Source organism: Kocuria sp. CPCC 205261 (assembly GCF_040981025.1).
Lineage (GTDB): Bacteria > Actinomycetota > Actinomycetes > Actinomycetales > Micrococcaceae > Kocuria > Kocuria marina.
This window is the reverse complement of the sequence record NZ_JAVKPU010000008.1, coordinates 60,113-73,771: the sequence shown is the minus strand read 5'-3', so window position 1 is coordinate 73,771 and position 13,659 is coordinate 60,113. Positions and strand designations below refer to the sequence as shown.

At 71.1% G+C, this 13,659-nt stretch carries 12 protein-coding genes; 5 read left to right on the top strand and 7 right to left on the bottom strand.

Annotation, left to right across the window (positions count from 1 at the left end; translation table 11 throughout):
* Positions 1–79: 79 nt before the first annotated feature.
* On the bottom strand, positions 80–607 hold the full coding sequence (locus RF646_RS09190) for a rhomboid-like protein (RefSeq protein WP_368835790.1): 528 nt from the start codon (positions 605–607) through the stop codon (positions 80–82).
* On the opposite strand from RF646_RS09190, the gene RF646_RS09185 reads away from it, so the two are divergent.
* From RF646_RS09185 to RF646_RS09175, 3 genes are read left to right on the top strand one after another with little or no spacing between them, the layout of a single operon-like run.
* Complete coding sequence (locus RF646_RS09185) at positions 584–997, top strand: hypothetical protein (RefSeq protein ID WP_368835789.1); 414 nt, start codon at positions 584–586, stop codon at positions 995–997. The genes RF646_RS09190 and RF646_RS09185 overlap by 24 nt on opposite strands.
* Before the next feature lie 44 nt (positions 998–1,041).
* The gene (gene manD / locus RF646_RS09180) at positions 1,042–2,271 is read left to right on the top strand and encodes a D-mannonate dehydratase ManD (RefSeq protein ID WP_368835788.1); all 1,230 of its coding nucleotides are present in this window, start codon (positions 1,042–1,044) and stop codon (positions 2,269–2,271) included.
* 5 nt (positions 2,272–2,276) lie between these two features.
* Complete coding sequence (locus tag RF646_RS09175; protein WP_239321268.1) at positions 2,277–2,807, top strand: gluconokinase; 531 nt, start codon at positions 2,277–2,279, stop codon at positions 2,805–2,807.
* A 167-nt stretch (positions 2,808–2,974) separates the two neighbouring features.
* On the opposite strand, the gene rlmC is transcribed toward RF646_RS09175, so the two are convergent.
* A complete protein-coding gene (rlmC, locus tag RF646_RS09170; protein ID WP_085106547.1) occupies positions 2,975–4,114 on the bottom strand; it encodes a 23S rRNA (uracil(747)-C(5))-methyltransferase RlmC in 1,140 nt (379 codons plus the stop codon).
* Positions 4,115–4,238: 124 nt separating this feature from the next.
* Here rlmC and RF646_RS09165 point away from each other — a divergent pair, with 124 nt between their 5' ends.
* On the top strand, positions 4,239–5,192 hold the full coding sequence (locus RF646_RS09165; protein WP_240505614.1) for a hypothetical protein: 954 nt from the start codon (positions 4,239–4,241) through the stop codon (positions 5,190–5,192).
* A 215-nt stretch (positions 5,193–5,407) separates the two neighbouring features.
* Complete coding sequence (locus RF646_RS09160) at positions 5,408–7,156, top strand: alpha/beta hydrolase (protein ID WP_368835787.1); 1,749 nt, start codon at positions 5,408–5,410, stop codon at positions 7,154–7,156.
* Positions 7,157–7,318: 162 nt separating this feature from the next.
* On the opposite strand, the gene RF646_RS09155 is transcribed toward RF646_RS09160, so the two are convergent.
* The 5 genes from RF646_RS09155 to RF646_RS09135 are packed head-to-tail and all read right to left on the bottom strand — an operon-like array spanning position 7,319 to position 13,607.
* A complete protein-coding gene (locus tag RF646_RS09155) occupies positions 7,319–10,108 on the bottom strand; it encodes a glycoside hydrolase family 2 protein (protein WP_368835786.1) in 2,790 nt (929 codons plus the stop codon).
* Between the two features lie 5 nt (positions 10,109–10,113).
* Positions 10,114–11,220, bottom strand: coding sequence for a DUF1839 family protein (locus tag RF646_RS09150; RefSeq protein WP_368835785.1), 1,107 nt, complete (start codon positions 11,218–11,220; stop codon positions 10,114–10,116).
* The gene (locus RF646_RS09145; RefSeq protein ID WP_368835784.1) at positions 11,217–12,158 is read right to left on the bottom strand and encodes a hypothetical protein; all 942 of its coding nucleotides are present in this window, start codon (positions 12,156–12,158) and stop codon (positions 11,217–11,219) included. The genes RF646_RS09150 and RF646_RS09145 overlap by 4 nt, the downstream gene beginning before the upstream one ends.
* Positions 12,155–13,360 (bottom strand): acyl-CoA dehydrogenase family protein, encoded by a 1,206-nt coding sequence (locus RF646_RS09140; protein ID WP_344223599.1) that lies wholly within the window; start codon positions 13,358–13,360, stop codon positions 12,155–12,157. The genes RF646_RS09145 and RF646_RS09140 overlap by 4 nt, the downstream gene beginning before the upstream one ends.
* On the bottom strand, positions 13,353–13,607 hold the full coding sequence (locus RF646_RS09135; protein WP_064845610.1) for an acyl carrier protein: 255 nt from the start codon (positions 13,605–13,607) through the stop codon (positions 13,353–13,355). The genes RF646_RS09140 and RF646_RS09135 overlap by 8 nt, the downstream gene beginning before the upstream one ends.
* Between the last annotated feature and the right edge of the window lie 52 nt (positions 13,608–13,659).

Sequence of the window (13,659 nt, the reverse complement as noted above, 5' to 3'; positions counted from 1 at the left end):
GAACTTTGCTGCGCCGTCGCAATCCGTAGCGCGGTCCAACTCTGCCGATCCGAACCCACGGGCCGAGGCCCGTGCCGGATCAGTGCTCTATCCCGTACAACCGCCGGGCCCGGACGCGCGCCTCGTGGTGCACGGCGGCGTCGGGATTCACGAGTCGGTAGCACGCGAAACCCAGCAGCACGGCGATCGCGTGCCCGATGGCCGTCCATCCGAAGTCCAGGACCATTCCCCCGGCCGCCGCGGCCACGAGCCCGGCGGCCCACAGGAGCCTGCGGCGCACGGAACCGTGATAGGTGGCCAGCGCGGCGAACGCGAAGAACCCGTAGCTCGCGCCCACGTCGATCCGTTCCGGGATCAGGTCGGGGTTCGGGAAGGCCTGGGCCTCCCACATCTGCAGTGCCGCGGTGGACACGGTGGCACCCACGTGCCCGATCACGAAGCCGGCGAACACGCGTCGCCACCCGAAGCGATGTTCCCTGGGCGCCACGACCAGGGAGAACACGATCCACCACACCGCGAGCTCGATGGGTGAGACGTACATGGCGCTGCGCAGCAGAACGGTCACCGGATTGATGCCCAGCTCATGCAGACTCGTGGACTGCTCCACGAGGAACGCTCCCTCGCCGAGCGCGCCCTGCCGCTCGTGGACGCGCGAAGGCGCATGGTGGACAAGACCATGACCCGCTGGGACACGTTCCGCCCGTTCCTGCTGTGCTACTGCGTGCCCCTGCTGCTCTCCAGCCTGCTGTGCTTCTGGATACCCGTGGAGTACGGCGAGTACAAGACCGGAATCCACACCGAGGGTGCCACCTACTCCGCCGTCTGGTTCACCCGCAAGATGGGCCACGAGCAGCTACGCCCCGGTGAGGTCCCGGCTCCCGCGGGGACCCGCACCGACCGCCCCGGCCCCACGGCCCGGGATTCCCACCCCATGACCACCCAGGGCCCGTCCGTGCCGTCCGAGCGCGGCGACGGGTCCGGCCCGTCCACACGCTGATCCGCCATAATCGAGCGGGCCCACCGTTCCAGAGAGGAAACACCATGAAGATCACCGAAGCCAAGGTCATCGTCACCAGTCCCTCACGCAACTTCGTGACGCTCAAGCTCACGACCGACGAGGGTGTCACCGGGATCGGTGACGCGACCCTCAACGGCCGCGAACTGGCGGTGGCCACGTACCTGTCCGACCACGTGGCACCCCTGCTGATCGACCGCGACCCGGCAAACATCGAGGACACGTGGCAGTTCCTGTACCGCTCCGGCTACTGGCGCCGCGGCCCCGTGACCATGGCCGCGATCGCCGCGGTGGACATGGCCCTGTGGGACATCAAGGGCAAGGTGGCCGGCATGCCGGTGTACCAGCTGCTCGGTGGCGCCTCCCGCCGCGGGCTGTCCACGTACGGCCACGCCTCCGGGCGGGACACCGAGGAGATCTTCGACTCGATCCGCTCCGAGCAGGAGCACGGCTACACCGCGATCCGCGTGCAGTCCTCGGTCCCGGGGATCACCGCGCTGTACGGCGTGGCCGCCCAGCCGCAGGCCTCCGGCGAGCGCTCCGACTACCAGCCGGCACAGCGTGCCGCGCTGCCCGCGGAGGAGAACTGGGACACCCGCGCGTACCTGCGCCACATTCCGTCCGTCTTCGAGGCCGTGCGCAACGAGTTCGGCCCGGAGCTGCCCCTGTTGCACGACGGCCACCACCGCATGACTCCCATCCAGGCAGCCAAGCTCGGCAAGTCGCTCGAGCCCTACGACCTGTTCTGGCTCGAGGACTGCACCCCGGCGGAGAACCAGGAGGCCCTGCGGCTGGTGCGTCAGCACACCACGCAGCCGCTCGCCATCGGCAAGGTCTTCAACACGATCTGGGACATCAAGGACCTGATCTCCGAACAGCTGATCGACTACGTGCGCTGCGCGTCCACGCACTTCGGCGGGATCTCCCCGCTGAAGAAGGTCATGGACTACGCCGCGATGTACCAGGTCAAGTCCGGCTTTCACGGCTCCACGGACGTCTCCCCCGTGGGGTTCGCGGCGCAGCTGCACGTGGGCATGGCCATCCACAACTTCGGCCTGCAGGAGTACATGCCTCACTCGGAGAAGACCAACCAGGTCTTCCGTCAGTACAGGACGTTCGAGAACGGTCTGCTGCACCCCTCCGACACCCCGGGCCTGGGCGTGGAGATCGACGAGGATGAGGCGGAGAAGTACGAGTACACCACCGCGCACCTGCCCTACAACCGCCTCACCGACGGCACGGTGCACGACCGGTGAGCGGGGTGAGCACGGACATCGCACCGCTCGTGGTGGTCATGGGCGTCTCGGGGTCGGGCAAGACCACGATCGGCACGCTCGTGGCCCACGAGCTGGGTGTGGACTTCGTCGACGGGGACAGCCTGCACCCCATCGAGAACGTCCAGAAAATGGCCTCGGGCACGCCGCTCGACGACGACGACCGCTGGCCCTGGCTCGAGATCGTGGGCCGCACACTGCACGAGCGGGGTGAACAGCACGAGGGCATGGTGATCGCGTGCTCCGCGCTCAAGCGCAAGTACCGGGAACGGATCCGCTCGCAAGCGCCGTCGGCGTTGTTCCTGCACCTGGATGGGTCCGTGGCGGTGCTGACCCGGCGGATCGAGGGCCGCAGCGGGCACTTCATGCCGGCCACGCTGCTGCAGTCCCAGCTGGACACCCTCGAGCCGCTCGCGCAGGAGGAGGGCGGCTACAAGCTCGACATCGATCAGTCCGTGCCGGACATGGTGAACGAGGCGGTGACCAAGCTGCGGGCCATGGCGGCGGCGAACTCGTAGTCCGCGCCTTCGCGGTAAGCATCCGAAGCGTCCCCGGGTGCTCGACAGGGCACCCCGGGACGCTTCTTCGATGCGCGTGCCCGTCCGCGACCCGGGACGACGGCGCCGGGCCCGGCGCCGTCGTCAGCCTCGCCGGGTCGCCGGCATCGAACCGGTAGTCCCGCCCCTCACCCCCTGCGCAGCAGGACCGCGACCTCGTAGTGTCCGGTGTGGGGGAACATGTCCAGCAGTCGTGCTTCCACGGGCCGCAAGGACGGCATCCGGCCCAGGTCCCGCGCGAGCGTCGTGGCGTTGCACGACGAGTACACGACATGATCCACCGATGAGTTCTCGAGCCACGCACACAGGGACGCTTCCAGCCCGCGGCGGGGCGGGTTGACGATCGCGAGCTCCGGGGTGCCGGGCAGATCCGCGGGGGTCGCGGCGGCGTCGTCGGCGAGGAAACGCACGGAGCCCGGACCCTCATCCGGTAGCCCCATGGCGCGGGCGGTGTCCCGGGCGGAGGCCACGGCCTCGGCGGAGATCTCGGTGCCCACGACCTCGCGCGTGGGAGCGGCGACATGCAGCGCGAAACCCCCGACCCCGCAGTACAGGTCCCACACGCTCGCCGGGTCCACCGCGTCCACCCAGTCCGCGACCTGGCGGTACAGCTGCTCCGTGACCCGTGTGTTCGTCTGGAAGAACGAGCGCGGCCGGACTCGCAGGTCGATGCCGTTGACCGGCATGATCAGCTCGCCCTGCCGCGAGAGCAGGATCTCCTCGGCGCCCTCGATCACGGCCTTGTGCTCGGGCTGGATGTTCACGGAGAGCACGTCCGCGTGCGGCACGAGCTCGCGCAGCAGATCCGTGTTGTCCCGGATCTTGGCCAGCTGCCCGGTGCTGCGCAGCACGAACCGGATCATGAGCCGCCCGTCCGGGTTCCCCGTGACGATCAGGTGTTTGAGCTCACCGCGCCGCTTGGCCACGTCGTACGGCAACAGCCGCACCCGCGCGATGAACTCGGCGAGCGCGTGGATCGCGCGCGTCACGGGTTCGGGGTAGAGCGGGCAGTCGCGCAGGTCGACCCCGCGGCCCCCGCGGTCCAGGATGCCTAGGGTCGGTGCGCCGACCTTCCCGGCCACGACCATCTTGGCCTTGTTGCGGAACCCCGCCTCCACGGACGCGACCGGCTCGAGCCACCGCGGCTCACCGTGTGAGTCCACGAGGTCGCGCACGAGCTGTTGTTTGCGAGCGAGCTGCCGCGCGTAGGGCACCTCGATCACCGTGCAGGATCGGCACAGGTCCCGGTCGTAATATCCGCATTCCACCCGCTCGATTCTACGACGACGCCGCACGCGCCCCTTCCCCGCTCGGGCCGCCCACCCGCTGGTAATCCCGGCGGTATCGTGACAGCGTGGCACGGACACCGCCCCTTCCGCCCGAGGACCTGCCATGAGCACCCCACAACCCTCCCCCGCCGCGATGCGCGGCCGCAAGGACCCCGCACTGGGCGTCCGCCCGGTGGACTACACCTCGTGGCGCCCTTCCGAGCGGCAAGGGGACGCGGACGCCGTCGGCGATGACTCCGAACCTCGGGCCGGAGCAGCGCCGGACGGGACGCCTCGGTCAGGTCCCGGGCCCCGAACAGTTCCCGGCGCGGACGGCACCCGTGCTGTTCCTGCCGCGGGCGGGGCACCCAAACCGGGCCCCGGGCCGCGCACGGTCCCCGCCGGGGAACCCACCACGCCCATCGCGTCCGAAGCACCACGCGAGCTCACGGTGGACCCGCAGCTCGCGGAGTTCGTTCGCCTGTTGCGCGCGGGCATCACCCCCGACACCACTGCCCCCGAGCGTGCGTTCTACACCGTGGACTCCGATCTGTCGGGGGCCCCGGCGCTCGAGGTGCCCGCGGACGGCGTCGTCGTACAGGGCGTGTGGGACGTGAGCGAGAGCGCGCTGCAAGCCGTCGTGGCGGACCCCGAGGACACCTGGACCGCGGACCTCGGGCGCACCGACTACTACGTGCGCGGCCGGCTGTGCGTGCAGGTGACCCGGGCGGAGCACCGCGTGGTGGGGATCTACCGCAGCGGGTGGGCGATCGCCCGGCGCCCGGACGAGACCTGGGCGGACACCCCCGACTCCCTCGAGCACACCGGCGCGAAACCCGGGGGCAGCGGCACCCGCTATCCCACCAACCGCAGGGAACTGCTCGAACGGTTGCGCGGGGCGGGCTTCGAGGTCACCACGTCCGGGCCCACCCACGGGAAGATCACCCACCCGGACGTCCCCGGTAGGTTCCTGCCGTTCTCCTCGACGCCGTCCTCGCAGCGCTATGGCCGCCACGTGACCACCGCGGTGAAGCGGGTCTTCGGGATCGACCTGCGAGACCCCACGAAAACCCGGTAACTGCCCTAAGTACCCCCTAAAGGGAGGGCAGGCATTTCCCCTCGGGAACCCCGGAATCACGTGCCAAAGGCGTATGCTTTTGCACAGTTCACTCCGCCCGTCCCGGGGAAAATGGTTAGTCTGGGCAAAAGTTCGTCAGGGGGCAAGCGCGCCGAGGTTCTTGGGGAAGAACCGGACGCCCGCGGCGGAGACACGTATTACTTGGGGGATCATTCATGCTCACGTACTCGCAGCTGCGCCGTTCCAGGCCCGGCCACCGCTCACGCGTTCGCGAGGAGGACTCCGTACGCCACGGGTGGGTGCCTGCCGGGAACCGGTGGATCGCGGTGGACGTGCACGAACCCACGGCCACCGAGCGCGGCGGGACCGTCATCATCGTGGGGTCCCCGGGACGCGAGCGCGTGACCCTGACCCGCAGCATGATCCACACAGCCCGGGCGCTGGCCGCTCACGGGTGGCGTGTGGTGCGCCTCGACTGGTCCGGGACCGGTCAGAGCCCCACCGCCGAGGAAGCCGTGGACGCCGGACTGTGGGTCGACGACCTGACCACCGTCCGCGATTGGGCGAGCTCCCACGGTCCCGTCCACGGGGTGGGCTTCAGCCTGGGCGGCACCGTGCTCGCCGCCACCGAGGATCATGGCTGGGCCTCCCGGCTGGTGCTGGCCCCCGTGTCCGGTAAGCAGTGGGTGCGCCACCAGAGCGCACTGCGCCGCATGGGCGGGCCCGACCTACCGCCCCGCGTGAGCGAGGGCACGGAACTGATGAACCTGCAGCTGTCCTCGCACGGCGCGGCCGCGCTCAAGGCGCTTCCCGAGCCCGCGGACGGTCCCGATCGTCGGATCCGCATCCTGTCCGACGAAGAAGCAGGCGCACTCCCGATCAACGTGCACCCCCGCGCGGCTGCCGTCCCCGCCCGTCTGATCGCCACCGTGCGCACCGCGCTGGACGCCGCCCCGGCCGGGACGACGCCGGATGACACCGCTCGTCCCGACGGGGACGGCCTGGTCCCCGAGCAGGAAATCACCGTGGACGTGGCCGGGACACCCGTGGTGCTGCGGCGCTCGACCAGCGGGGCCGCCCGACGCCCGGCCATCATCACCGAGCCGGTGACCCGCGACCACGACGCCCCCGGGCTGGCGTTCATCTCCCCAGGTTCGGAGGTCATGGAGGCCTCCGGCGGTCTGTGGCTGCGCACCGCGCTGCTCGCGTCCGCGCGCGGCGCCGTGTGCTTGCTCGCCGAACGCTCCGACACCGGCGAGCTCGTGCGCTCGGACATCACGCAGGACTCCAACCCGTACGCGCACCACACGCTCACCGAGTCCCGGGAACTCGTGATGCACCTGAGCGAACTCACGGACGGTCCGCTCCTGGGGGCGGGCATCTGTCTGGGCGCGTGGGGCCTGGTGGCCTCGGCCCACGAACTGCCCGCAACCGTGAGCGAACGACTCACGCTCATGGTCATCAACAACGTCGCGTGGCAGCGGGCACCGTGGCGCTACTGGCGCCAGGGCCTGCGCGGCGGCCCCCTGGCCCCAACCCTGCCCGGGCAGGACGAGGCGGCAGCGCCGTCGTCCGCTCCCGCCGCCGACGACGCACCCGCCGGCTCCCGCTGGGATGCCGTCCTGGCCGGGCTCAACGCCTACGTGGGGACGACGGCGCGCACCGTGGTACGCGGCACCCGTCACCGCGCCCGCAACGCGTCACCTCGGGTCAATGCGCTCGCGGCCGGGGTGGGGGTCATCGACGTCCCGCAGCCCACGCTGCGCCGGCTCGCCAAGATCCCCGGACTCACGGTGGACGCGGTCTTCGGACCCGCCGATGCCAAGCACTGCGGGGTCACACCCCAGCGCCTGGGCCCGCGCAGCACGCTCACCGTCCTGGACCCGTTGGACCACTCGCTGTTCGCCACGGAATCGTGCCGCCGGATGGTGGATTACGTCCTGGCGTACGTACCCGAGGTGTGAACCGCGGCGCGTACGGGACAGCGGGCCGATGACAACCGCCGGCAAATGACTCAGGAGCCCCGCACGGGTGGCGTTGCCAGCACGTGCGGGGCTCTCTCGTCAATACGGCTCATGGGGCCGTCATGAGGTGACGCTTCACCCGGCCCGTTGAGAGATCGTCGGCTACTCGGACTCGGCGCCCACCGGAACCGATGGGACGCCCAGCGCCCGCACCCGCGCGGCCGCACGACCCTCGTCGGCGAGGGCTCCGCTGACCGGAACGTGCACCGTCTCACCCGGGAGCACATGGACGTAGCCGTCCTCGGCCACGGCCCCGCGGGGCAGGTCCAGGGCCACGAATCGCGCAAGTCCGAACGCCGTCACGGCCACCGACCACTCCCCCTGTTCCGTCCTGACCCAGTGAGCGTCGAGTCCCGGATCGGGTGCATCGTTGCGTCGCGGTCCGCCGGTCAGGTGGACGTCCCGGGCGAGCACGCGACCGGAGGGGTTCACGAGCTGGGCGGACACGGCGTCGTACTCCCGCTCGCCGAAACCGTACGCGTGGTCAAGGTCCCGGAACGTACCGTCCGCGAGGTCCGCGCGGATCACGGTCTCACCGCGCGCGGGCACCGTGACCGGGATGTCGAGGGGTTGCTGGCAGCCGCCGTGCACCGTGGCCACGGTCAGTCGCAGCGTGGCCGTGAGCGGGGTCGGGCCGTCGTTCCAGACATGGACGGGTAGTCCGTCGCCGCCGGCGGGGAGGAAGGACACGGCCACGGGCGCGCACGCCCGGCGCATCCCGTACCACGCGGCGGTGGGCCGCCCGGAAGCATCCAGGACACCCCACCCGGGCCCCGCGGCCATGGACAGCGCCGAGAGCACGAGCGCTCCCCGGCACGGCGAATCCCTGCTGCGCCACTGGGCGAAAGTCCGCTGGAACACGTGGGCGAGCGCGGCGCGCTCGTACTCGAGGCGCTCGACGTGACCCGTCCCTGCGCCGTCGGACGCGGGCTGCCCCGGGGTCGCCAGACCGGCGTCCGGATCGCTGTCCCGGTCCAGGAACAGCCGGTGGACATAGATCGCGGTGGTGTCCTCGAAGGTCCATTGCGCCCCCGGGTCGTGGGCCACACCGGCGCGCCACGCGTCCGCGGAATCCCCATCGTCCAGCGGACCGTCCGTCCCGAATTGCTCCCGCACCGCGGCGGGTTCCGGCGGCACCGCGAAGGCCAGCGCCTCCGCAGCGAACCGCACCCCGCGGGTCACCGCGTCCTCGAGCGGTCGCCCGTAGGCCCCCACCCCGAAGTAGTGGGACACGCCGTCGGCCGCGTCCGTGGGAGCGACGGTCGGCACCGACGACGACGACGCCCGCTCCCCCGAGGCCTCGCCCGTCTCGTACGCGTGCTGCGCGGCGTCCAGGTCCGCGTCCGAGCACGGAGAGGACGGGACGACCACCACGTCCGCATCGGCCTCCCCGACCGCGCGGGGAACGTCCCGCAGGACCACGTCCGTGCGCCACTGCTCGGCGGGCCGGCCCGCGAGCACGGGGGCCTGGATGACCTCGGTGCCCCCGGAGATCACGACCGTGGACGGATGAGAGGCCAACCGTGAGGCGAGGTATCGGACCTCGTGGCGCAGCCCGGCGCGCCACTCGGGATCATCCGGCGGGTCCTGAGGCCCCAGGGCCACGTCTTGCCAGACCATGAGACCCAGCTCGTCGCACGCGCGGTGGAAGTCCTCGGTCTCGTAGCACGCCGTTCCCGGGACGCGGATCATGGTGCTGCCGCCCGCGTGCAGGCGTTCCAGCACGTCGCGGGTGCGCTGCGGGTCCGCGGCCACCTCGAAGGGGTCCGCACCGGCCCACACGGCACCCCTCGCGAACACGGGGACGTCATTGATCCGCAGGGCCAAACCGCGATGGTCCCGGTCCCGCGGTTCGGCACACACCGACCGGAACCCCACGGCGTACGTGCATTCCCCCTGCCCGGTGCGCACCCGCACCCGGTACAGCGGTTGCTCGCCCATCCCGTGCGGCCACCACAGCGCGGGGTCGGGCACGGCCACGTCCACGGTGAACGTTTCGCGCGATGTGGCATCGGACGCGGTCACGACGCACTCGGCGGTCACCGGCTGCGCGTCCACCTCATAGGGAGGCTCCACGGTGATGTGTACGGTTTCACGCGCATGTTCCACCGCAGCGCCGCGGGCCACCAAAACATCCGGGTCCGCTGAGCATCCGACGCACGCCAGCTCCGCGGCCGCGCCCGCGCTCCCGGCCGTGTCCGCGCTCCCGGCCGTGTCCGCGTAAAGATCCGGGGTCGTACCCGTGGTCGGGCCGAGTTCCACGGTCACGACGCCGCTACCGTCCTCCCCGACCCGCGTGCGCACCGCGCGCGGTACGAGTCCGAGCGAGGGGTGGGGAGTGTCGTCGTCGGCGGCGGAAGAAGGAAGTGGGACAGCGCGCAGGCCGCCCCACGGACCCAGGACGGGCAGCGCACCGGGCCAGTCGATCGAGCCGATCAGCGGGGTGCGGCGCCACCGCAGGGAGCGGTCGGACACGAGCGGCGACAACCAGCGGGCGCGCGGCTTGCGCGGCACACTCACGGACGCCGTGGGCAGGACCCGCAGGGCGATCTCACACGGCCCGGACGGTAGCTCCACGATCACGTCCCACGGTGCGAAGGCACTATGGGACTCGTGCACGACCCGGTCCGCAACCAGCAGCTGCGCCACGGTGGCCACGCCCGTGGACATGAACCGGTGCCGACCACCGGCGGTGGTGACCCGGGTGCGGTACTCCCACACGGTGTCGGGACCGTCAGTGGCCAGCACGGTGGCCACGCGGTCCTCCCCGAGGGCGTCCCGCAGGGCACCGGACACCGTCCCCGGGACCCGCGCGGGAATCCCACGAGCGAGGGCATCGCCCGGGTCCTGCGACGGGTCGAGGCGCCGGAGCGTCCACGCGGCGTCGCGCACCCCGGTCACTCCCCCAGGCCCAGGGCCTCACGCACCGCGCGCATGCCCGCGGTGTGCCCGGCCACGAACGCCTCCGCGGACGAGTCGATGCGCGGTGTCCTGCCCGAGGCCGCCCGGGCGAGCTTGAACTGCAGGGCCTTGGCGGCGCCGGCGGCGGCATCGAACTGCTCGGCGGCCTCGATCAGCTGCTCCGCGTCCACGTCGCTCGGCCACTCCTGCGCACCGCGGGACAGGTACCGGCACGCGTGGGCGGCGAGCCCGGACGTGAGACCGGCCTGGCGCGTCGTCGCGAACGAGTACTGGTGGAAGTACTCCATGCCCCGCTCGGCGAGCACCGGGACGTGCTCCCGGATCGCGGCCACGAGCCGGTCGGCCGGATCGGGGCGCGCGGAATTCCCCGCCCCGGCATCAGGAGCGCGGCGCACGTGCCCCCGCGCGATCTCCACGGCGCGCTGCCACAGCGCCTCGGGCGCCAGGGACCGGATGCCGTCCAGGCGCACGAGTTCCACGTACGGGTACGGGACCCACCCGGAACCCACACCCGTGCCCAGCGCGTTGTCGAGGTCCTCCCCGTGCAGCACGTGGACACCGTCGTTGTGCAGGTAGACGAGTTCCCCCGCGACCGGATCCAGGCGCAACGGCACGATGGACGTCTTGGTATGGGCCCGTCCGTAGGACACGCCCTCGGTGTCCGGGAGGTGGTAGGCGTCCACCTCCACGATCAGGGCGTCCCCGCGGGACATCACCAGCTGCACGTGTTCGGCCAGGGGCCGCCACGTGTCGTACTCCCCCACCGTGAGGCCGTAGAGCGTCTCGAGGTCCTCCTGCCGGGGCTTGAGGAACTCCCACTGGTCCCCCAGGAAGTCCGCGCTGAACGCGGCCCCGAGCATGGGCAGCGGGTCCAACCCGAGGGTCGCGGTGAGACCGATCCACACGTCCATGTAGCAGTTCGTGGGTGACCACGGTTCCGCCGGGTCGTGCAGGACGGAGCGCGGTGCGTTCGCCACGGTGAGCGACTCGCACCCGCGCACCGCCAGGACCTCGTGGCCGAAGGGCTCCCGCACGGACGCGGTATCCGCCGGCCCACCGTGGTTCACGGTCACGGCGGTCATGGCAACCCCAGTTCCTGACGCACGGTCACGGGCCACGCGGCGGTGTCGAAACCGTGGCGCATGGCCAGGGCCAGGGCCACCCGCTCCAGACCGAAGCCGAAGCACGCGGAGTGGGCCACGGCACCGTCGGCGGTGTGCATGCTGAAAGCCTCGCCGAAGTGGTCCTCGTGCAGGTTCGCCGAGGCGATCGCCGTGGGGTGGCCCGGGTAGACCTCCGTGAGGATCTCGAACTTCAGCTGCGCCTCACGCTGACCCGCGCTGAGCAGCTTGCCCGCGCGGCCGAAGAACGGGTCGTTGGCGGTGTCCGCCTGGACCTCGAGCCCCAGGGAGCTCAGCAGGTTGGTCCCCGCCTCGAGCCACTTCTCGCGGTGCTCCCGGGCCTCCTGCGGCGTGCCCAGGCACACCGCCTCGAACATCCGGAAGGTCACGAAACGCATGGGGTCCGGGCTGGGCTCGTGGCGGTAACACTCGCCCACGAGCTCGAACACCGAGCCGTCCACCTGCGAGCCCTCGAGGTACGCGTACAAGGGGTGGCACACCGCGGGGACCAGCGCGTGGCCGGCCGGGGTGAGCTGGGCGGACCAGTCACCGTGTTCCTCGTACGTGGCGAGCAGCTCACGGTGGGCCTTGTTGTCGCCCTCGAACGCGGAGATGGTCCCGAGTAGTTGCGGGAAGGACGCAACGTAGTCGGTGCGCTCGAGCAACCGGGTCCCGTTGACCGGTGGGAAGCGCAACCGGCGCGTTCCCGCGTCCGGGGACAATCGTGCCGCGACCTTGCGGGCCGCCGCGGCGATGCCCTGCACGACGTCCTCGGCCTGCGGACCGAGCCCAATCACGCCGTCCCCGAGGGTGGGCAGGAACCAGCCGTGGGCCTCGAGGCCCCCGCGGAAGGTGTCCTGCAGCTGGGAGAGGTCCTGCGTGGTGTCCGTGGCGCTCATCGTTGCCCCCTGGAAACGAGTTGGAGTGTGGCGGTGTGGAGCAGGATGCGGTCGTTGTTGACCATGACCGAGGGCCCGATGCTGTCCCGGTACAACCGGGCCAGGCTCACGGGCGAACGATTGGCGAAAGCGGTGATGCCCACGATCACCATGGCGTCCCCCACGATCCGGCGCACTGCTTCCGCGCCCGAGACCTTGAGGGTGTTCATGGCGATCGCGAACTGCATGGACTCGGTCACGGCCGGATCGTCCCACGCGGCCTCGTAGCGGGCCACGCTCGCATGCACCACGTCCGTCATGGACTGCAGCTGCACCTCGAGTTCCGCGAGCCGCAGCGCGGACGGCGGTGTGGTCCCCGGGGTCTTACGCGCGGCCTTTTGCACCACGGACCGGGCGGTGAGCCCGGCCTGGGTAGCCATGCCCAACCACGCGGAGGCCCACAGGCAGTGGGCCGCCGGGAGCATGGTCTGCGCGGAGATCGTCTCGAACAGCACCGTGAACATGGCATCCGCGGGCGTGGTGGCGTCCAGCTCGAAGGACTCGGAGCACGTGCCCCGCATCCCCAGGGCGTCCCAGCCACGCTGGCGGTCCAGCTGCAGGTTCTCGGCCTCGACCACCAACAGCACCTGGTCGCTCGACGCCGCGTCCTCGCTGCGCCGCGCGGTCACCAGGATCGCGTCCGCGTACGCACCGTAGGAGATCACGGGGCAGCTCTTGTGCAGGGCCACCCGGCCGTCCTCGATCGGGCGCACGGCGCACGTGGAATTGCGGGTGTCCCCGCCGATCTGGGCCTCGGTCGTAGCGGAGGCCAACAACAGTCCCTCGGCGGCCACACGGCGGGTGTAGTCCCGCAGGAAGTCGGTGTCCGCGTGGCGGGTGAGGCACAGCACCTGGGAGTGGTGCATGGCCAGGATCATGGCCGTGGAGGTGCACTCCCGACCCACGCGCTCGAGCATCCGGCACAGCTCGGTGATGCTGTAGCCCAGCCCGCCATCCGCTTCCGGGATCGGCGCGGCCAACAGGCCCTGGGCGCGGGCCTCCTCGATGGCCTCCCGCGGGAACCGGGACTCCGAGTCCACCGCGTCCGCGAACTCGCGCGCCACGGCGGCCACGGCCTCCGCGCGCGCGGCGACCCGCTCGGCCCGGTCGGTGTCCTCGGCACCCCGCTGCGGGGTGTCGGTCAGTACTGCATGATCAGTCATTGTTGATCGCCTCCACGGCCTCGGTGATGGAGTTGATGGACGTGAACGTGGCCTTGGTCAGGCGCTCCTCGGGGAACTCGATGTCGAACTCGTCCTCCAGGCCCAGCATCACGTTCACGGACGCGTGGGAGGTCATGCCTGCGCGGTACAGGTCCGCATCCGCGGCGATCGTCCCGGCGTCCTCGGACAGCTTCCCGTGCTGGCCCAGCACGGAGCGGACGGTGGTCTCGATGGCGGTGGAATCCATGGGGTGAACCTCTTTCGGTTGATGTGGTGGTTTTCGATGTCCGCGCCCCGGG

Bases quoted from the DNA above. Each gene is read 5' to 3' on its own strand.
- RF646_RS09185 (WP_368835789.1), top strand. From the start codon at position 584: ATGCAGACTCGTGGACTGCTCCACGAGGAACGCTCCCTCGCCGAGCGC.
- manD (WP_368835788.1), top strand. From the start codon at position 1,042: ATGAAGATCACCGAAGCCAAGGTCATCGTCACCAGTCCCTCACGCAAC.
- RF646_RS09165 (WP_240505614.1), top strand. From the start codon at position 4,239: ATGAGCACCCCACAACCCTCCCCCGCCGCGATGCGCGGCCGCAAGGAC.
- RF646_RS09160 (WP_368835787.1), top strand. From the start codon at position 5,408: ATGCTCACGTACTCGCAGCTGCGCCGTTCCAGGCCCGGCCACCGCTCA.
- RF646_RS09150 (WP_368835785.1), bottom strand. From the start codon at position 11,220: ATGACCGCCGTGACCGTGAACCACGGTGGGCCGGCGGATACCGCGTCC.
- RF646_RS09145 (WP_368835784.1), bottom strand. From the start codon at position 12,158: ATGAGCGCCACGGACACCACGCAGGACCTCTCCCAGCTGCAGGACACC.
- RF646_RS09140 (WP_344223599.1), bottom strand. From the start codon at position 13,360: ATGACTGATCATGCAGTACTGACCGACACCCCGCAGCGGGGTGCCGAG.
- RF646_RS09135 (WP_064845610.1), bottom strand. From the start codon at position 13,607: ATGGATTCCACCGCCATCGAGACCACCGTCCGCTCCGTGCTGGGCCAG.